Source organism: uncultured Reyranella sp., from assembly GCF_945957355.1.
GTDB lineage: Bacteria > Pseudomonadota > Alphaproteobacteria > Reyranellales > Reyranellaceae > Reyranella.
The window spans coordinates 41,089-62,592 of sequence record NZ_CAMFKM010000019.1; the positions used below are offsets into that span (position 1 = coordinate 41,089).

The window sequence follows — 21,504 nt, forward strand, 5'->3', positions numbered from 1 at the left end:
CAGAACCCGACCGAAACAGTCGGTTATTCTGGCCCTCGACCTCGGCACCACGACCGGCTGGGCCATGGCGCTGCCCGACGGCGGTATCGTGAGCGGCACGGTGTCGTTCCGCCCGAGCCGCTACGACGGCGGTGGCATGCGGTACCTGCGGTTCCGCGCCTGGCTGGAGGGCATCGCCCAGGACACGCCCGGCATTGCGGCCATCCACTTCGAGGAGGTTCGCCGGCATCTCAGCACGGATGCCGCGCACGTTCACGGCGGTCTGCTGGCCATGCTGACGGCGTGGTGCGAGGAGCAGGCCGTCGCCTACCAGGGCGTGCCGGTCGGCACGATCAAGCGGTTCATCGCGGGGCGTGGCAACGCCGACAAGGCGGCGGTCATGAACGCCGTCCGCGAGCGCGGCTACAGCCCGGCCGACGACAACGAGGCCGATGCCATCGCCATCCTGCTGTGGGCCCTGCAGACCCAGGGAGGCGTTCGATGAGCGCGGAAACGATCCTCGCGCGCGCGGCCGACGTCTTGGCCGACCGCAGCAAGACCTACGGCGAGCCGCGCCAAAACATGGCCGCCATTGCCGCCCGCTGGTCTGTCACGCTTGGTCACCCCGTGACCCCGGCGCAGGTCGTGCTGTGCATGCTGGACCTCAAGCTGGCCCGGCTGCGGCGCGATCCCGGCCACCAGGACAGCATGGTCGACGTCATCGGCTACGCCGCGCTGCTGAACGAGGTGACGCGATGAGGTGGGCACCACGAGGCTTCGGCGGCGAGCGCCAGCCGCCCGAGGACATCAAGCGACAGGGTTGGCAGGCGCAGCGCGTGCTGGTCGTCGATGCCGACGACGAACGTCTGACCTGGCCCGAGCGCGAGCTGATCCGCCAGCTCGGCGAGAAGCTCTACGGCAACAGGCCGAAGCGACAGGAGACGCGGCATGGCTGACTGGACGCCGGAGATGGTCGAGGAGCGGTTGATCGAGGCGGCTGCAGTCCTGCGGCGGCTGCCGGCACCCCGCAAGCAGGGCTACTTCAGCACCTGGCCGAAGATGATGGTCGAGTTTTCGGACCTGGTCGGGCAGACGCCCGAGCCGATGCGGCTGCCACCCCCGACCGCGGCCGCCATCAGCCGGATGGAGGAAGCACTGGTGTGGTGGGCCTGGCTGGAGCCGATAGACTCGAAGATCGCCTGGCTTAGGGCCAGCGGCATGCGGTGGAAGTCGATCTGCTGGTCGGTCGGACTGGCCCGCGCTGCGGCCCACGAGCACTGGATCTACGCGCTGTGCGTCATCGCGTGGCGGCTGAATGGCAATCAACTGCAGCGGCATGTTAGCAAACGTAACCTGATTGCCCGATGTCGGGCTTCACACGATCATTGTTCAGGCGCTAGCCTTGTCCGGTTTCCTCGTGCTGAGCCTGGGTGAGCGCGGGGTTGTCAGATGGCGGCTTGGAGCTTCTGTTTGTGCCAGGTCAGGCGTCCCACGACGGAGGCTTCCGTGGACGATCGAAAAGATCATTGGGAGACGGTCTATACGACCAAGTCGGCCACTGCCGTCAGCTGGTACCAGGCGGACCCCGGACGATCATTGGAGTTGATCCGTGGTGCGTCCCCGGATCGTCGTGCGTCAGTCATCGATGTTGGCGGAGGAGCGTCCGTTCTGGTCGACAGATTATTGGCTGATGGTTTCCAGGATCTCTCCGTCCTCGACATTTCAGGGGCGGCGCTGGAGAGCGCCAGTCATCGCCTGGGCGGAGATGCCGCGAGGGTTTCGTGGATCGTCACGGACATCACGCAGTGGACGCCCACCAGAACCTGGAACATCTGGCATGACCGCGCGGTGTTTCATTTCCTGACCGACCCTGAGCAACAGAAGAAATACATTGCCGCGCTCGAAGCGGCGATCCCATCGGGTGGCACGGTGATCATGGCCACCTTCGCTCTTGATGGACCCGAGAAATGCAGTGGACTGCCGGTTCAACGATACAGCCCAGCTTCATTGGCGCAGCGGCTTGGCCCGAACTTTTCCCTGATTGACGAAAGCAGTGAGTCGCATGTCACGCCATGGGGATCGGAGCAGAAGTTTTCCTACGCGGTCTTGAGCAAGGTTTCATAGGGGTGGCTAGGGGGGGCCTGGAGAAGTCGTCCTTGCAGACACTTTTCGCTCAGACAGATTCAGCCAGATAGGCTAGATTTCTTGTCATGCTCGCGGGACGCGTGCGTGGCGGGCATCACCAGCACCATGAACGACAAACCGGCGACCGCGCCGTGACGCAGCCGCCGGTTCGGTGATCGCTCGGTTTACCCGGCTATCCGGTAGACGCGGCCTCGGCCATCTACCTTCTGGGATTCGATCGTAAACCCGAGCTTCTTCTTCAGCGCGCCGGACATTGAGCCTCTCACCGTGTGAGCCTGCCAGTCGAGGGTCTTCACGATCTCGTCGATGGTGACGCCCTCTGGCTGGCGTAGCATCTCGATCAGCCGGGCCTGTTTGCTGGCGGGTTGTATAGCCTTGGCTTCGGCGGGCGCGGCCTTCGTTGTGGTGCGCTTGGCGGTCTTGGTGGTGGTCTGTTTGCGCTTGGTCTCGGACATGGCGGTTGCTCCTGATAGCGAGCCGCGACCGTCGCGGCTCCTACTGACCAGAGCCCCGCCAGCTTGAGCCGGTCGGGGCTGGGGAGCGTGGTCCGCTGCTATTCGGCGTGCTCGCCTTCCCTGAAGGCGCTGTCGGTGATGCGCTTCAGTAGCTCGGCGTAGTGGGCGAGGGTGCCGACGTGGCCCCAGTTGATCTCGTCGGGGGCGGTGTTGAAGTGGTCCTCGCTCAGTGCCGTGAGACGCGCGAGCATCGTGTCGATCTCGCTTTTCTTGGCGATGTAGGCGTCGAGAGCGGTGCGGCGCATGTCGGTCTCCGTTGTTGGTGACCGCATAAGCGCTTCGTTCGCGGCGCGAGCCAAGCGAACAACCCGATCATCGAATTGCTTTCTGCGGAGCATCACGATCATGGGATTACAGGTGCTGCGACAGCGCGTGCCGACGCTCAGCCTGCAGACGGCGGCGTTACCGCCGAAGGTCGCGGACCCGTTCTACTCGTCTGCCGCGTGGATCGCGCTGCGTGATCGTGTGCGCCGTGAGGCACGAGGGCGATGCCAGGTGCAGGGCTGCACGCAACGCGGCGCCATCGTCGACCACATCGTGGAGCTGAAGGATGGCGGCGCGCCGCTGGAGCGGAGCAACACGATGTTGATGTGCACGTCACATCATGCAGCAAAGACTGCCGTCGAGCGCGCGAAGCGAACGGCCTGGAGGCCGGGGGGCCTCTGATCCTTGGGACCTTTGGGGCCGTCTGCCGGCGTGGGGCTCACGCGGAGAATTTTTCCCGCCCGCCAATACCGCCAGGAATTCGCCCGTACAGGGCCTCGACCTGAAAGGGGATAATGACCGCCAAGAGGGCGACAAGCCGCCGTGCCGGCAAAGAAACCGGCGCGGTCACCGCGACGGAGGCCAGGTGGCCAGCCGACGCGGTCGAACGCCGGCCGGTGGCGACACTGGTGCCGTTTGCGCGGAACGCCAGGACTCATTCCGACGAGCAGGTCGCCCAGATCGCGGCGTCGATCCGGGAATGGGGGTGGACGGTACCGGTCCTGATCGACGAGGCGGGCACTATCATCGCCGGCCATGGCCGGGTGCTGGCGGCCCAGCGGTTGGGCTTCACCGAGATCCCGGTGATGGTTGCGGCTGGGTGGTCTGAGACCAAGCGCCGGGCGTATGTCATCGCCGACAACAAGCTGGCGCTGAATGCCGGTTGGGACGAGGAGTTGCTGCGGCTCGAACTGGGTGAGCTGAAGGGTCTGGGCGTCGACCTCGGTTTGACCGGCTTCGGCGAACTCGAGCTGGAGAAGTTGCTGCTCGGCACCGACGACGACGACGGCGACCCGGACGAGGCGCCAGCGCCGCCGGCCGAGCCAATCAGCCGTCCGGGCGATCTCTGGATCTGCGGTGAGCACCGAGTGCTGTGCGGCGATGCGACGGTCCGTGCCGATGTCGAGAAGCTGCTGGACGGCGAACTGGCCGACATGGCCTTCACCGATCCGCCCTACAACGTGAACTACGCCAACTCGGCCAAGGACAAGCTGCGTGGCAAGAACCGGGCGATCCTGAATGACGCCTTGGGCTCGGAGTTCGGGACGTTCCTCCAGGCCGCAAGCGCCAACATGCTCGCCGTTACCAAGGGGGCGATCTACATCTGCATGTCGTCGTCAGAGCTGGACACGCTGCAAAAGGCATTCCGCGAGGCCGGCGGCAAGTGGTCGACCTTCGTGATCTGGGCAAAGAACACGTTCACCCTCGGCCGCGCCGACTACCAGCGGCAATACGAGCCGATCCTGTACGGCTGGAAGCACGGCGCCGACCACTACTGGTGCGGTGCGCGCGATCAGGGCGACGTCTGGTTCTTCGACAAGCCGGTGAAGAACGACCTGCATCCGACGATGAAGCCCGTGGCGCTGGTTGAGCGTGCCATCAGGAACTCATCGAAGAGCCGGGACATTGTGCTCGACCCGTTCGGCGGGTCAGGCACGACGATGATTGCGGCGGAGCGCACGAGCAGGCGGGCACGGTTGCTGGAACTCGATCCGAGGTACGTCGATGTGATCGTGCACCGGTGGCAAGGGACGACTGGTGGTCGTGCCCGTCACGCCCTGACGGGTGACCAATTTCCAATGACTTAAGCAGCCTTCCGCTTGCGTTCCACGGTCTTCCTGGCCCGCCTAGCTGGTGGTTGGACGGCAAGGGAGAAGCCAAGCGACCGGATGACGCCCAGCAGCGTCGTCAGCTTGGGATCGCCGGTCGGGCTCAAGGTCTTGTAAAGAGCCTCGCGCGTTACGCCCGCGCCCCGGGCGACCTCCGCCATACCCCGCGCTCTTGCGATGACGCCAAGTGCATTGGCGATGTATCCGGCGTCGCCCGACTCCAGAGCGTCAGTCAAGAGTTCGGCCTGAGCCTCGGCGGAGTCAATGTAGCGTGCCGCATCGAAGGGAACCGTCTTCGTAGCCATCTTCAATCCTCCAGGTCGGCCGCTAGGGCTCTTGCCTTCCCGATGTCGCGGGCTTGCGTACGCTTGTCGCCGCCGCACAAGAGAACAATCAGGATCTTGCCTCGTTGCACGAAGTACACGCGATAGCCGGGCCCGTAGTCGACTCGCAACTCGGAGATACCTTCACCGACTGGCTTGACGTCTCCGAAAAGACCCGACTGCAATCGCACGATGCGCTGCGCAATGCGGGCAGCCGCACGCTGGTCGGCGAGCCCCTCCAGCCAACGGCTGAACACAACAGTCTGCCGTACTTCAAGCACATGTAACCTGTAGGTTACAAAGCTCGGACCGTCAACTGCAGATTACAAGTGCAACGGTTCGCCGCATGGCGCCCCAACCATAGGAATCAAAAAGTGACCCGCCCTGGCCGTGGCCGGCCTCCACACGTGCCGACCGACGAAACCCGCAACCTGGTCGAATCCCTTTCTGGCTTCGGCATCCCCCAAGACGAGATCGCCCGGCTGGTGGGCATCGACCCGAAGACGCTCAGATTCCACTACGCCGACCAGATCGAGCTGGGGACCATCAAGGCCACGGCCAAGGTCGCACAGAACTTGTTCACCATGGCCTGCAAGCCCACGCGCGAGGGGCTGTCGGCGGCGATCTTCTGGCTGAAGGTGCGGGCTGGGTGGTCGGAGTACGCGCCGAAGCGCGTGGAGGAGCCTCTGGGCAAGAAGGAGGCTGCCGAGCGCGATGCGCTGACGGCGGGTGCCGACAGCGAGTGGGGCCGCCTGGTCAACTGAGATGCAGCCGTGGTCGCTTGCCGTACCGGACTGGCGGGAACGTATCCGGACGGGGCGATCTCTATTACCCGATATGCCACACCTCAATCGCGGCCAGGCTAACCGGGCGATAGCGATCTTCAACAAGCTGCGGCTGCCAGATGTGATCGGCACGCCGGCCCTGGCCGAAGCGGGGGCGGACTGGTTCCGCGAGATTGTGGGTGCCCTGCATGGCTCGTTCGATCCGGTAGCCCGGGAGCGGATGATCCGCGAGATCTTCCTGCTGGCGCCGAAGAAGAGTTCGAAGACGTCATACGCCGCGGCGCTGATGGTGACCACGCTGCTGATGAACGAGCGTCCGCGGGCGGAGTTCCTGCTGGTCGCGCCCACGGTGTCGCTGGCCCACATCGCCTTCAGCCAGGCGCTAGGGATGGTCGACAAAGATCCGGACGAGTTTCTCAGGAAGCGCCTGCACGTGCAGGAGCACCTGCGCAAGATCACCGACCGGCGGACCAAGGCGACGCTGGAGATCAAGGCGTTTGATACCACGGTGCTGACCGGGGTGAAGCCGACCGGCGTGCTACTGGACGAGCTGCACGAGATCGCCAAGGTGGCGGCGGCCGAGCGCATCATCGGTCAGCTGCGGGGCGGGCTGCTGCCCAACCCCGAGGGATTCCTGGTGTTCATCACGACGCAGTCGGACGAGCCGCCGCGAGGGGCATTCCGGGCCGAGCTGATGGTGGCGCGCGCCATTCGGGACGGTAAAGCCCAGGGAGCCATGCTGCCGGTGCTGTACGAGTTCCCCGAGGACATCGCCAACGATCCGGCCGATCCGCCGGCGTGGCAGGATCCCAGTAAGTGGTGGATGGTGACGCCGAACCGGGACCGGTCGGTCACGATCAAGCGGCTGGAGGACGACTGGGCGCAGGCGAAGGCAAAAGGCCAGGGCGAGATCATCCGCTGGGCGTCCCAGCACCTGAACATCGAGATCGGGTTGGCCCTGCGGTCCGATCGATGGGTCGGCGCCGACCTCTGGCAACGCGCCGCTGACAAGACCTTGACCCTGGACGCTCTGCTCGAGCGGAGCGAGGTGGTGGTGATCGGCATCGACGGCGGCGGCCTGGACGATCTGCTGGGTCTCGCGGTGCTGGGACGGGACAGGATCACCCGGCACTGGCTGCTCTGGTCAAAGGTATGGGCCCATGGCTCCGTTCTGGAACGGCGCAAGAGCGAGGCCTCGGTGCTGCGCGACTTCGAAACCGCCGGCGACCTGCGGATCGTTGCCAACCTGGGCGACGACATCGCCGAGATTGCGGCGCTGGCCGAGAGGATCGACGAGAGCGGCAAGCTGGGCTCGGTCGGCCTCGATCCATTCGGCGTCGGTGCCATCGTTGACGCCCTGGCTGAGGTCGGGATCGCGGGCAACGACCGAGTGGTTGGTGTCACACAGGGCTGGAAGCTCACCGGTGCGATCAAGACGGCAGAGCGCAAGCTGGCCGACGGCACGCTGATCCATGGCGGGACGGGACTGATGGCCTGGGCGGTGGGCAACGCGAAGGTCGAGCCCAAGGGCAATGCCATCGTCATCACGAAGCAGGCGTCGGGTACGGCCAAGATCGATCCGCTGATGGCGGCCTTCAACGCGATAGCGCTGATGGCGATGAACCCGCAGGCCGCCGGACGGTCATATCTGCGGTCGAGCGAGATGCTCGTTCTTTAGAGGGAAGCATGATGAACCTGCTCGCCACCGCCGTGCGTGCCATAGCGGCGGCTGTACCCGGCATCGTGCGTGACCTTGCTGGCCTCTGCGGTGTCGGCTTCGTTTCCTACGGTGCCTGGATGATCTACCCGCCCGCCGGTTTCATCACCGCGGGCATTCTGCTGATTGTCGGCACCCTGATGATCGCGCTCGGTAACCGCGCGGTCGGTTGATGAGTGGCCTGTTCGGCTCCCTTGCCTCGGGCCTTCGGCGCCGCGGGACTAAGGCGGCCGACGTATCCGGCTTGACCTGGTCGGCCCTGTTCGGCCAGCAGAACTCGCGCGCCGGCGTGTCGGTCAACGTCGACAGTGCGCTGAAGGTCTCGACGGTGTTCGCCTGCCTGCGCGTGTTGGCGGATGGCATCGCGCAGGTGCCGCTGAAGGTCTACCGGGAGAAGGCGGACGGCACGAAGGAGCTGGCGAAGGACCATCCGGCCTACCGGCTGTTGTCGCGCCGGCCGAACGAGTGGATGACGTCGTTCGAGTTCCGCCAGGTGATGATGTTCCATGCTGTTCTGCTCGGGAACGGCTGCGCCTATATCGGCCGGATCAGGGGCGTGCCGCGGGAACTGATCCCACTGATGCCAGGCAGCTTCACGATCGATCAGGCGAACGACTATACGCTTACCTATCGGGTGACCGATCTCGCAGGCCGGACCACGGTGTTGCCCCGGGAGGACGTGTTCCATCTGCGAGGCCCTAGCTGGACCGGCACGGCCGGCCTGGACGCGCTGCAGGTGGCGCGTGAGGCGGTGGGCCTGGCGATTGCCACCGAGCAGACGCACGCGGCGCTTCACGCCAACGGCACCCAGCCTGGCGGCGTGCTGTCGGTGAAGGGCTCGCTGGACGATGCCTCACGCGCCCGTCTCAAGGAGGCCTGGGCGCAGTACCAGGGCGGTCTGCAGAACCGGTTCAAGACGGCTGTCCTGGACATGGATAGCACCTGGACGCCGCTCGCCATGAAGGGCGTCGATTCTGAGCACCTGGACACAAGGCGGTTCCAGATCGAGGAGATTTGCCGGGACCTGAAGGTATTCCCGCAGATGGTGGGCTATGCCGACAAGACGGCGACTTTCGCGTCGGCCGAGGCGTTCTTCCTGGCGCACGTCATCCACACGCTGGCGCCGTGGATCGAGAACTGGGAGCAGTCGCTGGCCCGCGACCTGTTCCCGGACGAGGACGATATCGCAGCCAAGTTCTCGCTGCAGGGGCTGCTGCGCGGCGACAACACGGCGCGCGCCAACTTCTACGCCAGCGGCATCACGAACGGCTGGCTTACCCGCAATGAAGCCCGCCGCTTCGAGGACCTGAACCCGATCGATGGACTGGAGGAGCCATTGCTGCCGTTGAACATGGCAACACAGGCGGAGCGCTCGGCACTGCAGCCTGCTGGAGGCAATAGCTGATGCGACTGACGGCGACCCGGCCGTTCGAGGTGAAGTTCGCCAAGGACGGACCGCCGGGATCCTTCTCCGGCTACGGCGCCGTGTTCGGCAATGTCGATGACGGGGGCGACGTGCTGGTGAAGGGCGCCTTCGCGGCCTCGCTCGCCGGCTGGAAGGCACGGGCCAAGCTGCCGAAGATGCTCTGGCAGCACGGGCTGGGCACGGCGGCCGAGGACAAGATGCCGGTCGGCTACTGGACTGCCATGGAAGAGGATGCCCACGGCCTGAAGGTCGAGGGCCAGCTCGACCCGATCGATACGGAGCGGGGGAGAACGCTGCTCGCGGGCCTCCGCAACGGTTCGATCGACGCCATGTCCATCACCTATTCGGCGGTGGATTTTGCCTATGGCAAGGCCGCCACCGACCCGTTCAGGACCATCACCAAGGTCGAACTCTACGAGGTGGGCCCGGTTCTCTGGGGAATGAACCCCCTCGCCGGGATCGAGGACGCCAAGGCGGCGTCCCGGATCCGCACCATTCGCGACTTCGAGGCCTTCCTGCGGGACGCAGGCGGGTTCTCGCACGCCGCCGCCAAGGCGATCGCCAAAGGCGGCTACAAGGCCAATCCGAATCCTCGGGACGAGGGCGGGATGGACGAGCTCCTGGACCTGCAGCGGCAGGCCGAGAGGCTTTTCAGCACCACCTGATTCCGAGGACAACATGCACGAACACAATCGCCCCGTCGGGCGCACGCACGCGCTCGAGCGCAAGGAAGCCAGCGACCTCCCGGCCGTGCTGGCCGAGGTCAAGAAGATCGTGACGCCGCTGATGACGGGCTTCGAGGAGTACAAGAAGACCAACGACCAGCGGCTCCGCGAGATCGAGACCACGGGCAAGGCCGATCCGCTGACGGAGGAGAAGCTCGCCCGGATCGAGGCGACGCTCGCGGGCTTCGAGACGGTGAACCAGAAGCTGGTCAATGCCGAGGCGATCGAGGCCAAGCGTGCCGAACGCGAGAAGCAGATGCAGGAGCAGCTCGACCGGCTGCAACTGAAGGTCCAGCGACCCGGTCTCGGCTCCGAGGAAGCCCGCGTCGAACGCAAGACCTACTTCAACGACTGGGCGCGCGGGGTGATCGGCGCCTACACGACAGGCGTGCCGAACCTGCCGGAGGCCCAAGCCAAGGCGATCGCCCGGGCGACGGCGGAGTTCAAGTCGCTGTCGGTCAGCAACGACACGACCGGCGGCTACCTGGCGCCGGCGGAATATGTGGCCGACATCATCAAGGGCATTACCCTGGTGAGCCCGGTTCGTTCGCTGGTCTCGGTGAAGCCCACGGCGAACAAGTCCCGGATGCAGCCCAGGCGGACCGGTCAGTTCGCCGCCCAGTGGGTAGCCGAGCAGGGGACCCGGTCCGAGACCACGGGGCTGGCCTACGGCATGGTCGAGATCCCGACGCACGAGATGTTCGCCCTGATCGACATCAGCCACCAGAACCTGGAGGACACGGCGTTCGATCTGGAGGCCGAGATCCGCGGCGAGGCCGAGGAGCAGTTCGCCGTGGCAGAAGGGGCGGCCGTGGTCGGCGGCAATGCCGTGGGCAAGCCCGAGGGCTGGCTGGTCAATACCGACATTGCGTCCAACAACTCGGGCACGGCAGCCACGATCGCGGACGCGAACGGCCAGGCTGACGGGCTGCTCACCCTAAAATACGCGCTGAAGAGCGGCTATGCACGCAACGCCAAGTGGGCCCTGAACCGGACGACCATGGGGTCGGTGCGCAAGCTGAAGGACGCCAACAGGCAGTACATCTGGATGCCGGGCCTGGCGCAGGGCCAACCCAACACCATCGATGGCGACCCGTATGTCGAGGTGCCGGACATGCCGAACGAGGGGGCCAATACTTTCCCGATCGTCTACGGCGACTTCGCCCGCGCCTATACGCTGGTCGACCGCATCGCCATGTCGATGCTGCGGGATCCCTACACCCAGGCGACGAGCGGCAACATCCGCTTCCTGTTCTATCGCCGCATCGGCGGACAGATCGTGCTGGCCGAGGCGATCCGCAAGCTGAAGTGCTCGACCTGACCGGCTGAACCGGCCGGATCGGCGACGGCGGCGCGGCTCCGGTCGCGCCGCTCTCTTCCTCACATTCACAAATCCCCGAAAGGAAAGCGCCATGGCGCGCGATATTCACAACAACCTGCACGTTCGTCGTGGCATCAGCCCTGCGGCGGCAGTCGTCGACAATACGCCCTTCGTCTCCCAGATCGCCGATCTGCTGGGCTACGAGGCCGCCGAGTTCGTCATCCTGACCGGTGCGCTCGCCGATGCGGACGCCACCTTCACCACCTTGGTGGAGCATGGCGACGCGGCCAACCTGTCCGACGCAGCCGCCGTTCCCGATGACCAGCTGATCGGGCTCGAAACCCAGGCGAGCTTTACCTTCGCGGACGACGACAAGGTATTCAAGATCGGCTACCGCGGGCCCAAGCGCTACGCGCGGGTAACCGTCACGCCGGCGGCCAACGCCGGCAACGCCTTCGTCGCAGGCGTTTGGGTGCTTGGCCATCCGCGCAATCGCCCGACTGCCAATCCGCCGGCCTGATCATGAAGGCGAGGGTCATCAAGGCATTCGTGGGGGCGCCCGATGGCGTCCTCCATCCCCGACTGGTCGAGGTTTCGGAGCTGGTCGAGGGAGATCTCGCGAGGGTCGCTGTTGCCGAGGGGTGGGCAGAGGCGCTGGGCGCTGCTCCGACGGAGCAAGAACCTCCGCGGCGGCGATCGCCGAGCCGGTGAACGAGCCCCTGTTCGAGGTCGTCACCCCCGTGGCGAACGCCGCTGCACGGCGGCTGACGACAGCGGATAAGGTCCAGGCGGCTCTCCGGCTGGGCAGTATCGATAGCACGTTGATCGAGAGCATCATCGATGCCGTCAGCGGGGAGTGTGTCCGGTTCGCTCGGCTCGCTCGCGCGGCCTCTGCCGCGATACCAACCTTCGGGCAGGAAGTGCTTCGCGCAACCTGGTTGGCGGCCGACCAAGACCGCAGTCCGGTGATGATCTTGCCCTGGCGGGCGCCTGTCACCGCGATCGGCAGCGTCCTCGAGGCTGGCACAGCGCTGATACAGGGCGCGGACTACCGGCTGACGGCCGGTGGAATGCTCGAACGAACGGCCGATGACAGCGCGATTCCGTGGTCATCGACCAAGATTATGGTCACCTACACGGCGGGATGGCTGCTGCCCGATGGCGTGCCAGCCGAACTCGAGGGGCAGGTGATCGAGCAGGTCAAGATGAGGTACCTGGCCACCGATCGCGATCCGGCACTCAGATCCGAAAACATCCCCGATGTCTGGTCAGGTAGCTACGCTGTTGCCGGCGGCGACAGTATTGGCGAGAGCGGCCTGCTTCGTTCCCTGGAGTTGGCGCTTTCGCCTTATCGCGACTGGAGCGCGGGATGAGCGCGGGCGATGCTGCTCGCAACGCCGCTCGCCTGGTGGCGCGGCACGGCGAGACGATGGTGCTGAAGCGGGCGAGCGAAGCCACGACCATTACGCTGAAGGGCAAACGCCTCGTCGGTTCGACGGTCGACGTCGGCGGTTCGGCCGTCCAACAGGAGTTCCGGGTGAAGATCGGCACGTCGGAACTGTCATCGTCGGCCTGGATGAGTAAAGCCCCGGCTCGCCACGACAGCATCGTCGTCGACGGCCGGGAGCGGTCTATTCTGGACGTCCGTCCCTTGGGCGACGCGGGCACTGTCGCACTCTACGAGCTCCTGGTCGCGGGCTGACATGCCCGTCATTGTCGAGGGCATCACGACCGCGCAGCTCGGCCGCAGCATCGCCGACTGGGTCAAAGCTGCCACCATCGAAACCGCCGAGCGCGCCTTGCGTGAGGAGGTGGCCAGAGGCTTCGACAACGACCCCGTGGTCATTACCGACGGCATGCCGCGGCGGGACTATCTGCAGGTAAGGCCGTTCGGCAGGATCGAATTCGCGGCGCGCACCAGCATGGCGGAGGCGGTTCGCTGGGCGCTGACCGAATTGCAGAAGAAGAGCCCGGTGCTGACAGGGCGCTATGCCAGTTCGCACACCGTGATGATCAACGGTGCCGAGGTAGAGGGCAACATCTGGGTTGCGCTGCGCAACGTTCGGCCGACGGATCGCGTCCAGATCGTCAATCCGCAGCCCTATGCCCGAAAGATCGAGGGCGCGACGGCCAATAGAAGAACGAGGCGCGGCAAGCGGGCAGCCCTCAGTCGGCAGGCCAGGAGCGGCGTCTATCGCGTCGTGCTGCGGGCCCTGGTCAACCGGTTCGGCAAGGCGCTGTTCTTCGACTTCAAGTACGTGAACCTGAACATCGGGATCAAGGTGTGGGGCAAACGGGGCGCCCAGCGCGTCCAACGGGACCAGGTGTATCCGGCGCTGCAATTCTTCATCAAGCCCACCCAGCTTCCTGCCTGAGGCCGATCCACGATGTACGGCGTTCATCCCATCGCCAGCCTACCGCTGGGCGCGACGGCTACAGGCCTTGTTGTCGGCGACCCCCTGCGCATGGCGTTCCGCGACCGGCTCGTCGTCTGGTTGGCCGATCTCGGCATCGGCTGGCCGATCAGGGATCTCTGCAACACCGGTGACAATCCGGACGCCTCGCAAGGCTTCGTGGCGCTGGATTTTCCGGGTGGCACGGAGGATCAGTACACGTTTGGCGCGCCAGGACTGAACTTCTGGCACGAGCAGGGTCAGGTGACGCTCTACGTAAAGACCCGGCTCGGCGCCGGTATCGTGGTGCGCAATCTGGCGGAATCCTACGCGGGTGGTCTGCGAGCCCGGTTCCGCAACGACCGCTTCGCCGCCGGCAACGGCACCGTTCGCATCGTCTCCACCGCCCCGATGGGTGGCGGGCACGACGAGGCGGGACTGTGGGTCGAAGCCGTGGCCCTCGGGTACGAGACTTTCAACGTCGGCTGAGCCGCCGCCAACCTTACGCGCCACCGGGTGCATCTGACCGCCGCCCCACGGGCGGGTTTTTGTTGTCTGGAATTTGGGAGAAGGCCTCTTGGACAGCGCCAACAAGCAGACCGCCGTCATCACCGAAGCGACCGTCGGCACCACGCCCGCAACGCCGGCCTTTCTGCTCACCCGCGACATCCGCGTCAGCGGCGCGCCGCAGCGTCCCAATACCCGCTCGCCCGAGCGGCGTCCCGACCGCCAGGCGGCCTCGATGGTGCAGGGTGTGGCGACCTACCCCAAGCAGATCGAGATGCCCTGGGTCCGGGACGCAGCCAGCGACGTGCTGTGGGCCTCGCTCTTCTGCAGCCCCTGGGTGTCCAATGTCCTCAAAGTCGGCTCGGTGCGAAGCGGCACGACGTTCACCCTGGAAGAGAAGTACGAGGGCGGCGCCACCGACCCCTATCGCCGCCTGACCGGCTGCATGGTCGACAACGTCTCGATCGCCTTCCAGAACGGCAACCCGGGCCAGATCACCTTCTCTCTGCTGGCCCTGGGCGAGACCACGGCGACGACGGCGATCGCATCATCGACCTATGCGGCGCCGACGCCGGCCTACGATCCCTCGACGCCGGCCGACATCGTGGTCAACAGCCTGTTCGGCCTTGCCTCGCCGAAGGTCCGCTCGCTGCAACTGCAGATCTCGAACAACCTGCAGCAGCAGTACGCCTTCGGTTCGGCCGATCCCTTTGCGATCGGCCTGGGCGAGTTCAACGTGCAGGGCGTGGTCGAGGTCTACTTCAACGCCCTTGCCGACTACTCGGCCTTCGTCGTCAAGCAGACCGGCCAGACCTTCGACATCACGATCGGCGCCACGATGAACTTCAAGGACCGGCTCGTGCTGGGCAATTGCGACGTCTTCAACCCGAACGTCGACGATCCCGGCCAGACGGGTGTTCACGCGGTGACCCTGAACTTCCTCGGCAAGTACTACGCCACCGACGCCTCGGCGATGAAGCTCACCCGCAACGTGCCGTAAGGACGGCACTGGAGACCCACATGGAAACAACCGTCCTCATTCTCCAGACCTTCCACCGCTTCGTGTCCGAAGGCGAGGGCAGGCCCGAGCGCAAGGAGCGCTTTGCCCAGGGCCAGACGGTCAAGGTGTCCGAGGAGGATGCCGCCGACTGGATCGCGAAGGGACTCGCGCGAGAAGCATGATCCCCCAAATCCGCAGCGTCCTGCGGCATCCCACTTCCCGGAGCACGACATGAGCCAGTTCAAGTTCGGCAATATCGACAAGCTGAAGCGTAATCGCGAGATCGAAGGGGTAGCAGGGACCGAGATCGGCCTGCCCGGCGGCATCTCGCTGATCGCGCTCTGCGCCTCGGATGCCAATCCGGCCTGGCGGCGCGGCGGCGAGGATTTTCTGGCCGAGCTGAAGCGGCTGAGCCGCGCCCATGCCTCGGACGAACGCGTAAAGCGCTTCCTGGCCGAGCAGCTCGCCCGCATGCTGGTCAAGGACTGGAGCGGCGTTGTCGACCAGGACGGCAACGCCATCCCATTCAGCACCGATGCGTGCATGGAATTCCTGATCGAGGCCGACGATGCGATCCCCGCCCTGCAGGCGGTCGTCTACGAGACGCAGAACTTCCGCGGCCAGCGCATCGAAGCAATCGTCGACCACGCAAAAAACTGATCCGCTGGGACAGCATCAACGCTTCGGAGATCGCGGGCTGGAGCGATCGCGCCCGCGCGGGCGATGCCGAGTTCGTCGACCGCCTGCTGTCCCGGCCGCAACCCGACATCGAGACGGCAACTTACTGGGAAGCCTTCCAGTATCTCTCCCGGGATCGGATCATGCTGTCTCTCTCCCTTGGGATGGCCGGCGGCCTGGTGCTGCCACAGCCGATCCCGCGTGAGTCGATCCGACGGTACGGCCGGACCCTTCGTCTCTCCGGCGAGGAACTGGCCGACTTCGTGGAGATCGTGGCTGCCATCGACGACTTCTGGGTCGTGACCGAGCAGCGTAAGCAGACGGATGCAGCGGTTCGCGCTGCCAGGGGCATGAGCAGGCAACGCTGATCCATGGCTGAAGAAACCAGGATAATCCGGCTCGTAATCGACAGCTCGAAGGCTGTCGAGGGCGGACGGGCGGCGCAGCGGGCGCTGGAGCAGATCGAGCGCAGCACGTCCTCGCTGGACGGCGCCATGGCGCGGATGGAGCAGTCGCTGGGCCGCATCGGCGGTTACATGAAGGCGCAGCTTGCCCTCATGGCGGCCGAACTCGCCGCTCGCTTCGTGCAAATCGGCAAGGAAGCCTTCGACGCCGCGTCCGGCATGGGCGAGCTTGCGGACCAGCTCGGCGTCACCACGCGTGGTCTTCAGGCGCTGCAGTATTCAGCCGTCCAGAATGGCGTGAAGCTCGAGCAACTCGAGACTGGCGTCTCGAAGTTCAGCCAGAGAATCGGCGAAGCGGCGGGTGGCTCCAGGGAGATGATCGAGGCGCTCAACGGCATGGGCGTCAAGGTTCTCGACCTGAACGGCAAGCTGCGGCCGACTGAAACGCTGATGAGCGAGGTTGCCGCCAGCATTCTGGCCATCGACGATCCGGCGAAGCGGTCCGCCGCGTCCGTCGACTTCTTCGGCAAGGCCGGTACGAGGTTCCTGCCGGTGCTGCAGGACATGGCGAAGGGCCTCGACGCCATGGGCGCTGCTGCCGATCGTGGTGGAGCGATGATCTCGGAGCGGGCGATCGTTCGCCTGGATCAGCTTGGCGATGCAGTGGCCCGATCCGGGCTGAAGATGAGGGCGACGTTTGCAAATACCTTCGTCGACCTGCTCGACGAGATCGAGGCGCGGCTCGCCAAAGTCAACATCGGCTTTTCGGAGGCCGACTGGGCGAAGGGTGCTGCCTACAACAAGCAAAAGCTCGACGAGCTTGCGGCCTTTCTCGGTCGGGTGGAGGAAGAATCAGCGGTCAGCGTCGCGCGCTTCATCGCCGGGTTCGAGAAAGCGATCTCCACGATTCCCGAGTTGTTGGGCAAGGCCTTCGTTGACGGCATGAACAATGCGTTGGGCGCGCTCGAAAGCGGCCTCTCCAGGATCACGGGCACGCTGGAGCGCAACGCGCCCTGGCTGGGCGTGAAAAGCGGCGATATCAGTCTTGGCCGACTGTCTGGCGGCGGCGCTTCGCTCTCTGACCGAAATTCGCAGATCCAGGCGGCTGAAAACCAGGCCGAAGCCGGCATCCGGACCTACTATGCAGCCAACCGGGAGCAGCGCGACCGTGCCGCTCTGATTGCGCGGCAGGCGGGGTACGCCGGCGATGAAGATGCCGCCCGCCGCGGGACGCCTGGCGCCGTCGTTGCCGACGGCAAATCCAACCCCGCGGTCAAGGGTGCGGGCGATGCCGTGGCCGATCGCATCGGCAAGGCGTTAGCTGATTCCGCGCGCGAACTGGAGCAGGCCCGCGCCTTCGCCGAAGTCGCCAACCAGGGCGCCGAAGCCTTGGCCAGGTTGGAGGCCCACTTCAAGGCGCTGAAGACGGCGCAGGACGTCTTCGGCAAGACCGCGAACGACAATGCCCGCGGCGTCGCCGACCTCACGGAGAAGCTCGAGGAGCAGGCGGTTGTCACCCTGAAGCTGAAGAACCTCGGTGATTTCCACGCCAGCACCGAGACGCTGCGCGACCAGAACGAATTGCTCGAGGCGGAGCTTCGGCTCGCCAACCAACTGCCCGAGGTCCGTGCCCGCGAGATCGCGGTCCTGAAGACCATGCAGGAGGTCAAGGCGAAGGGTCTGGAGGGCGAGATCGAGGCCATCGAGCAGCGACGTCAGGCGATCGAGCAGAACGAGCGCCTGAAGAGCCAGGGCGAGGAGCTGAAGCGCGCCAACGAACTGTGGACCGAACCGCTCAAGACGGCGCTCAACTCGATTCAGTCCACGGCGGCCGATGCATTCGCCACGATGCTCGAAAGTGGCAAGCTCTCGTTCCAGGCGCTGGGCGATGTGGTCAAGAAGACCGTGTTCCGCATGATCGCGGAGTTCGCTGCTCTGGCCACCATCCGGCCCCTGATGGGCGCGCTGATAGGGGGCCTCACCGGGATCGGGCTGGTGTCGCCGTCGATGGCCGCCAGCATGGGCTACGGAGCCGGCGGATCGACGGTGCCCTCGATCTCGATGCCGTCGCCTGGCGGCAACAGCCTCTCTCTGCCAGGAGGCAATGGACTCGGGGGCATGTTCGGCGGCAGTACCGGCTTCTTCAGCCAGCCCATCGCCTCGCTGTTCCCGTCATCGGCCCCGGCCGGCGGCTACGCCGATGTCGGTGCCCTGCTGGCAAGTGGCAATACCGGTGCCACCGCCTCGGCGGCCGGGATCGGCGGTCTCGGCGGCATCAGCATTGGTTCCGCCCTTGGTGCCATCGGCGGAATCGGCATGGGCGCCTACCAGCTGTTCAACTCGAAGAGCACGGGGCAGACCCTCGGCGGCATTGGTTCAATGATCGGTGCCGGCGTCTCGCTGATCCCGGGTGTGGGCCAGATCGCGGGCCCGCTGATCATGATGGCGTCGGCGCTGCTGCCGAGCCTGTTCGGCGAGTCCAACACTCGCACCCACAGCAGCACGAACGCCTCGCTGCACTACGGCGATGGCAACTGGTACACCACGGGCGGTGCCTGGGGGCCGAACGCCAATAGCAGCCAGTCGGAAAGTGCCCTCCGCGGTCTCACCGGCGGCATCGATCAGGTCTTCGGGCTGCTCGGCGGCGTCAAGGATGCGTCGAAGGTCTGGGGCCTCAACGCCTCGTCCTGGACCGCCCAGGGCAAGGACTGGAGCTACACCTCGAACGCCACGCACCTGGTCGATCCCTCGGGGAACCAAGAAGCCTGGCGGATGAACATGGACGACATGATGGACACCGGCGCTGCCCAGGTGGCGATCCGGTCGATCCTGTCCGGCGCCGTCGGCGAGATCTCCGCGACGATGAAGACCGCGCTGGAGCACATGCGCGCCGCGGCGATGGGCATCAAGGAGACCGCCGAAAGCATCGTCTTCGTCGACGAGGTCTATGAGCGCCTCGGCAAGGGTGCGCTGACCGTCAGGATGCAGTTCCGCGAGCTGGAGAAGCAGTTCGGCGACATGACCGACAAGGCGACCAGGCTCGGGCTTGCCCTGGCGCCGATCGAGGCCGAGCAGAAGAAGGCGACCGAACGCCTCGGCCAGGACTATGTCGACAACCTCATCGATCCGATCGCCGCCAGCCTGCGCGCCTGGGAGGACGAGAAGCAGTCGATCCTGGCGAACATCGACTACATCCGCCAGCACACCGACGTGATCGTCGACCAGGCCCGCATCGCCGAGGCCCTGCTGCGCCGCGAAGCCGCGCTGAAGGATCAGCTCTACGGCGGTGCGATCTCGCAGCTGGAGGACGCGATCCGGCGTCTCAGCCTGGGCGATCTCGCCAACCTCTCGCCCACCACCATGCTGACAGGCGTGCAGGCGGCCTATCAGGCCACCGTCGCGCAGGCCCGTTCGGGCGACAGCAGCGCCATCGCGCGCGTCGCGGCCGAAGGCACGAGCTTCGCGCAGGCCGCCCAGTCCTACTATGCGAGCGGTCCCGACTATGAGGCGCTGAAGCAGCAGATCCTCGACGATCTGCTGACCCTCCAGTCGCAGATCGCCGGCGGCGGGAGCACGACGGGCTCGGCGTTGAACGACAACAATGGTGCCACGCGAGCGGCCGTGGCCCAGGTGGCTGAGCTTCAGTCTGTCGTCTCCGAGCAGAGCCGTCAGATCGCAACGCTGATGGCAAAGCTCTCCGAGACCAACGACCTGCTGCTACGCCGCGCGGTGAACGGCTGAGAAGGCGACTACATGGCCAGCACGATCTACCTGACGGGCTTGCCCGGGCCCTCGGGGACGGTCGACTATCCCGCGCTGACGCAGTTCCCGGTCGATGTCGGCGCCGATGCCGTCGACCTGCAGTCGGCGCGGGGCCTTTCCTACCTGCTGCGGGCCGCACCACCTGATCCCAGCACCAACTTCGTGCTCTCCGGTGGTGCGCCCTATCCCTCGGGCATGACCGATTGGCCGACGCCCTTCCAGGTCGAGTGGCCTGGTGCCCGCACCGTCATCTATCCGGCCGCCTCGCTGGGCCGATCCACGGTGCCCGACGATACGCCTGCGAATACCTACGTGCCGGGCAAGCTGAACGGTCCGATCAACTACGGCATCAGCCTGTTCGACGGCATAGAACCCTCGCCCAACGGCAAGGGCGGCGTCGGCGCCATCACCCTGATCGACCCGGACGGTGAGCTGGACGGGTTGACCCAGCTCGCCTGGGACGGCGCCAGCCTCGACATCCTGCGTGGCGATCCGCTCGCAGCCTTCTCGACCTTTGAGACCGTCGGACGGCTAACGACCAATGGGCTGCTCTACGACCAGCGCCGCAAGGAGATCAGGCTGCGCGACCTCGGCTGGCAACTGGCCGCGGCCGAGCTGCATGGCCTGCGCTATGGCGGCACTGGCGGCGCCGATGGCGATGCGTCCATTGCCGGGCAGATGAAGCCCTACGCAGTGGGGCCGGTCTACAATTGCGAGCCGACGCAGCTGAGTGCCGCGCTGCTGATCTTCCAGCTGTCCTGCAGTTCGATCCTGGCCGTGGATGGCGTGCGGGATGGCGGCGTGCCTCTCGCGTTCGATGCCGACTACCCGGACTGGACGGCGCTGGCCGCTGCCGCGGTGCCCGCCTCAACATATGCCACCTGCCTGGCGCAGGGCCTGATCCGGCTGGGCTCTGCGGTGGTCTACACCCTCACGGTAGACCTCCGCGGCGACAACGACACCATCAACGACCAGGCCTATCCCTCGACGCGAGGCCAGATCGCCCGGCGCATCGCTACGGGTCGCGGCACGATCGCGCTCTCCGATGCCCAGATCGACTTCGCGGCCCTGAACTACATGGAACAGGAACAGGCCGGCACGGTGGGCTTTTACTTCAAGGACGCGATCACCAAGGCGGAGGCCCTGACCGAGGTCATGGTGGGCTGTCTGGGCTGGTGGGCGGTACGCGCCAACGGCCTGCTCGCCCTGGGCTTCCTGGAAGAGCCGACACGTTCCCCGGCCTTGACCATCCAGTACCCCGAGGACTTCGGCTCCTCGGAGCCGCAGATGATGCAGACCTACCAGGCGCCCCGTCGCGCCACCTATGTCGGCTGGCAGCGCAATTACACGCCGCAGGATCCCAGCCGGCTGGCCGGTTCCGTCGATGCGGCGGCGGCGCTCCTCTATCGGGGCACCGAGCGCTTTGCCAGCTCGTCCGACGGCTTCCAGGCGAGCCTCTGGCCCACGGCGGCCGCGGTCTATGTGAGCGGGGGCTTCTCGCAGGAGGTAGCGGCCCATGCCGAGGCGGCTCGGCAGCAGCGCGTCATGGGTATCCGGCGCGAGCGGTGGCGGGTGACCGTGCCCTGCGATCCCTTCGCCAACCTGCTGGGCAAGGTGATCCAGATCTATGGATTCACGCGTTACGGCTGGGGCGGCGCCCGCAAGTTCATCTGCGTCGGCATGAGCTTCGCCTCGTCGAAGTCTGTCGCGCTCGATCTATGGGGATAGCGA

Annotated in this window: 28 protein-coding genes; 24 read left to right on the top strand and 4 right to left on the bottom strand. The window is 65.8% G+C overall.

The window, feature by feature from the left end; translation table 11 throughout:
- Positions 1-64: 64 nt before the first annotated feature.
- From Q0Q48_RS24130 to Q0Q48_RS24150, 5 genes are all read left to right on the top strand, one after another.
- Positions 65-484 carry a hypothetical protein gene (locus Q0Q48_RS24130; protein ID WP_295143828.1) on the top strand — a complete coding sequence of 140 codons (420 nt, stop codon included), beginning with the start codon at positions 65-67 and terminating at the stop codon, positions 482-484.
- Entirely contained in the window at positions 481-738 is a 258-nt protein-coding gene (locus Q0Q48_RS24135) for a DUF6378 domain-containing protein (RefSeq protein ID WP_295143831.1), read from the top strand. The genes Q0Q48_RS24130 and Q0Q48_RS24135 overlap by 4 nt, the downstream gene beginning before the upstream one ends.
- Positions 735-935, top strand: coding sequence for a hypothetical protein (locus tag Q0Q48_RS24140; RefSeq protein WP_295143833.1), 201 nt, complete (start codon positions 735-737; stop codon positions 933-935). Before Q0Q48_RS24135 ends, Q0Q48_RS24140 begins: the two co-directional genes overlap by 4 nt.
- Positions 928-1,413, top strand: a complete 486-nt coding sequence (locus Q0Q48_RS24145) for a DUF6362 family protein (RefSeq protein WP_295143835.1) — start codon at positions 928-930, stop codon at positions 1,411-1,413. The genes Q0Q48_RS24140 and Q0Q48_RS24145 overlap by 8 nt, the downstream gene beginning before the upstream one ends.
- A 72-nt stretch (positions 1,414-1,485) precedes the next feature.
- Positions 1,486-2,103, top strand: a complete 618-nt coding sequence (locus Q0Q48_RS24150; protein WP_295143838.1) for a class I SAM-dependent methyltransferase — start codon at positions 1,486-1,488, stop codon at positions 2,101-2,103.
- A gap of 185 nt (positions 2,104-2,288) precedes the next feature.
- Here Q0Q48_RS24150 and Q0Q48_RS24155 read toward each other — a convergent pair whose 3' ends face one another.
- Complete coding sequence (locus Q0Q48_RS24155; protein WP_295143841.1) at positions 2,289-2,579, bottom strand: DUF3489 domain-containing protein; 291 nt, start codon at positions 2,577-2,579, stop codon at positions 2,289-2,291.
- Positions 2,580-2,677: 98 nt separating this feature from the next.
- A complete protein-coding gene (locus tag Q0Q48_RS24160; RefSeq protein WP_295143844.1) occupies positions 2,678-2,884 on the bottom strand; it encodes a hypothetical protein in 207 nt (68 codons plus the stop codon).
- Between the two features lie 100 nt (positions 2,885-2,984).
- On the opposite strand from Q0Q48_RS24160, the gene Q0Q48_RS24165 reads away from it, so the two are divergent.
- Both Q0Q48_RS24165 and Q0Q48_RS24170 read left to right on the top strand, forming a co-directional pair.
- A complete protein-coding gene (locus Q0Q48_RS24165) occupies positions 2,985-3,305 on the top strand; it encodes an HNH endonuclease signature motif containing protein (protein ID WP_295143846.1) in 321 nt (106 codons plus the stop codon).
- 113 nt (positions 3,306-3,418) lie between these two features.
- Positions 3,419-4,711: a site-specific DNA-methyltransferase gene (locus Q0Q48_RS24170; protein WP_295143848.1), complete on the top strand. Its 1,293-nt coding sequence runs from the start codon at positions 3,419-3,421 to the stop codon at positions 4,709-4,711.
- Here the strand turns inward: Q0Q48_RS24170 and Q0Q48_RS24175 are convergent.
- Complete coding sequence (locus tag Q0Q48_RS24175; protein ID WP_295143851.1) at positions 4,708-5,037, bottom strand: addiction module antidote protein; 330 nt, start codon at positions 5,035-5,037, stop codon at positions 4,708-4,710. The genes Q0Q48_RS24170 and Q0Q48_RS24175 overlap by 4 nt on opposite strands.
- Positions 5,038-5,039: 2 nt before the next feature.
- Positions 5,040-5,336, bottom strand: coding sequence for a type II toxin-antitoxin system RelE/ParE family toxin (locus tag Q0Q48_RS24180; protein ID WP_295143854.1), 297 nt, complete (start codon positions 5,334-5,336; stop codon positions 5,040-5,042).
- Positions 5,337-5,429: 93 nt separating this feature from the next.
- Here Q0Q48_RS24180 and Q0Q48_RS24185 point away from each other — a divergent pair, with 93 nt between their 5' ends.
- The 17 genes from Q0Q48_RS24185 (at position 5,430) to Q0Q48_RS24265 (ending at position 21,501) form a co-directional block, all read left to right on the top strand.
- On the top strand, positions 5,430-5,819 hold the full coding sequence (locus Q0Q48_RS24185; RefSeq protein ID WP_295143857.1) for a hypothetical protein: 390 nt from the start codon (positions 5,430-5,432) through the stop codon (positions 5,817-5,819).
- A 73-nt stretch (positions 5,820-5,892) separates the two neighbouring features.
- Positions 5,893-7,518 (top strand): terminase TerL endonuclease subunit, encoded by a 1,626-nt coding sequence (locus tag Q0Q48_RS24190; protein ID WP_366915307.1) that lies wholly within the window; start codon positions 5,893-5,895, stop codon positions 7,516-7,518.
- An 8-nt stretch (positions 7,519-7,526) separates the two neighbouring features.
- Entirely contained in the window at positions 7,527-7,730 is a 204-nt protein-coding gene (locus Q0Q48_RS24195) for a hypothetical protein (RefSeq protein ID WP_295143863.1), read from the top strand.
- 71 nt (positions 7,731-7,801) lie between these two features.
- A complete protein-coding gene (locus Q0Q48_RS24200; RefSeq protein ID WP_295143865.1) occupies positions 7,802-8,962 on the top strand; it encodes a phage portal protein in 1,161 nt (386 codons plus the stop codon).
- Positions 8,962-9,648, top strand: a complete 687-nt coding sequence (locus tag Q0Q48_RS24205; protein ID WP_295143868.1) for an HK97 family phage prohead protease — start codon at positions 8,962-8,964, stop codon at positions 9,646-9,648. Before Q0Q48_RS24200 ends, Q0Q48_RS24205 begins: the two co-directional genes overlap by 1 nt.
- Positions 9,649-9,661: 13 nt before the next feature.
- Positions 9,662-11,029 (top strand): phage major capsid protein, encoded by a 1,368-nt coding sequence (locus Q0Q48_RS24210; RefSeq protein ID WP_295143871.1) that lies wholly within the window; start codon positions 9,662-9,664, stop codon positions 11,027-11,029.
- Between the two features lie 91 nt (positions 11,030-11,120).
- On the top strand, positions 11,121-11,549 hold the full coding sequence (locus tag Q0Q48_RS24215) for a hypothetical protein (RefSeq protein WP_295143874.1): 429 nt from the start codon (positions 11,121-11,123) through the stop codon (positions 11,547-11,549).
- A 187-nt stretch (positions 11,550-11,736) separates the two neighbouring features.
- The gene (locus tag Q0Q48_RS24220) at positions 11,737-12,402 is read left to right on the top strand and encodes a hypothetical protein (protein WP_295143877.1); all 666 of its coding nucleotides are present in this window, start codon (positions 11,737-11,739) and stop codon (positions 12,400-12,402) included.
- Positions 12,399-12,731 carry a hypothetical protein gene (locus Q0Q48_RS24225; protein WP_295143880.1) on the top strand — a complete coding sequence of 111 codons (333 nt, stop codon included), beginning with the start codon at positions 12,399-12,401 and terminating at the stop codon, positions 12,729-12,731. Before Q0Q48_RS24220 ends, Q0Q48_RS24225 begins: the two co-directional genes overlap by 4 nt.
- A gap of 1 nt (position 12,732) precedes the next feature.
- The gene (locus Q0Q48_RS24230; RefSeq protein WP_295143883.1) at positions 12,733-13,404 is read left to right on the top strand and encodes a hypothetical protein; all 672 of its coding nucleotides are present in this window, start codon (positions 12,733-12,735) and stop codon (positions 13,402-13,404) included.
- A 12-nt stretch (positions 13,405-13,416) separates the two neighbouring features.
- Complete coding sequence (locus tag Q0Q48_RS24235; RefSeq protein ID WP_295143886.1) at positions 13,417-13,911, top strand: hypothetical protein; 495 nt, start codon at positions 13,417-13,419, stop codon at positions 13,909-13,911.
- An 88-nt stretch (positions 13,912-13,999) separates the two neighbouring features.
- Positions 14,000-14,929 (top strand): phage tail tube protein, encoded by a 930-nt coding sequence (locus tag Q0Q48_RS24240; protein WP_295143889.1) that lies wholly within the window; start codon positions 14,000-14,002, stop codon positions 14,927-14,929.
- Positions 14,930-14,949: 20 nt separating this feature from the next.
- Positions 14,950-15,111 carry a hypothetical protein gene (locus tag Q0Q48_RS24245; RefSeq protein WP_295143892.1) on the top strand — a complete coding sequence of 54 codons (162 nt, stop codon included), beginning with the start codon at positions 14,950-14,952 and terminating at the stop codon, positions 15,109-15,111.
- A gap of 49 nt (positions 15,112-15,160) precedes the next feature.
- The gene (locus tag Q0Q48_RS24250; protein WP_295143895.1) at positions 15,161-15,589 is read left to right on the top strand and encodes a hypothetical protein; all 429 of its coding nucleotides are present in this window, start codon (positions 15,161-15,163) and stop codon (positions 15,587-15,589) included.
- A 161-nt stretch (positions 15,590-15,750) separates the two neighbouring features.
- Positions 15,751-15,975 (top strand): hypothetical protein, encoded by a 225-nt coding sequence (locus Q0Q48_RS24255; protein WP_295143897.1) that lies wholly within the window; start codon positions 15,751-15,753, stop codon positions 15,973-15,975.
- A gap of 3 nt (positions 15,976-15,978) precedes the next feature.
- On the top strand, positions 15,979-19,752 hold the full coding sequence (locus tag Q0Q48_RS24260) for a hypothetical protein (protein ID WP_295143900.1): 3,774 nt from the start codon (positions 15,979-15,981) through the stop codon (positions 19,750-19,752).
- Positions 19,753-19,764: 12 nt separating this feature from the next.
- The gene (locus Q0Q48_RS24265) at positions 19,765-21,501 is read left to right on the top strand and encodes a hypothetical protein (protein WP_295143902.1); all 1,737 of its coding nucleotides are present in this window, start codon (positions 19,765-19,767) and stop codon (positions 21,499-21,501) included.
- The last annotated feature ends 3 nt before the right edge of the window (positions 21,502-21,504 follow it).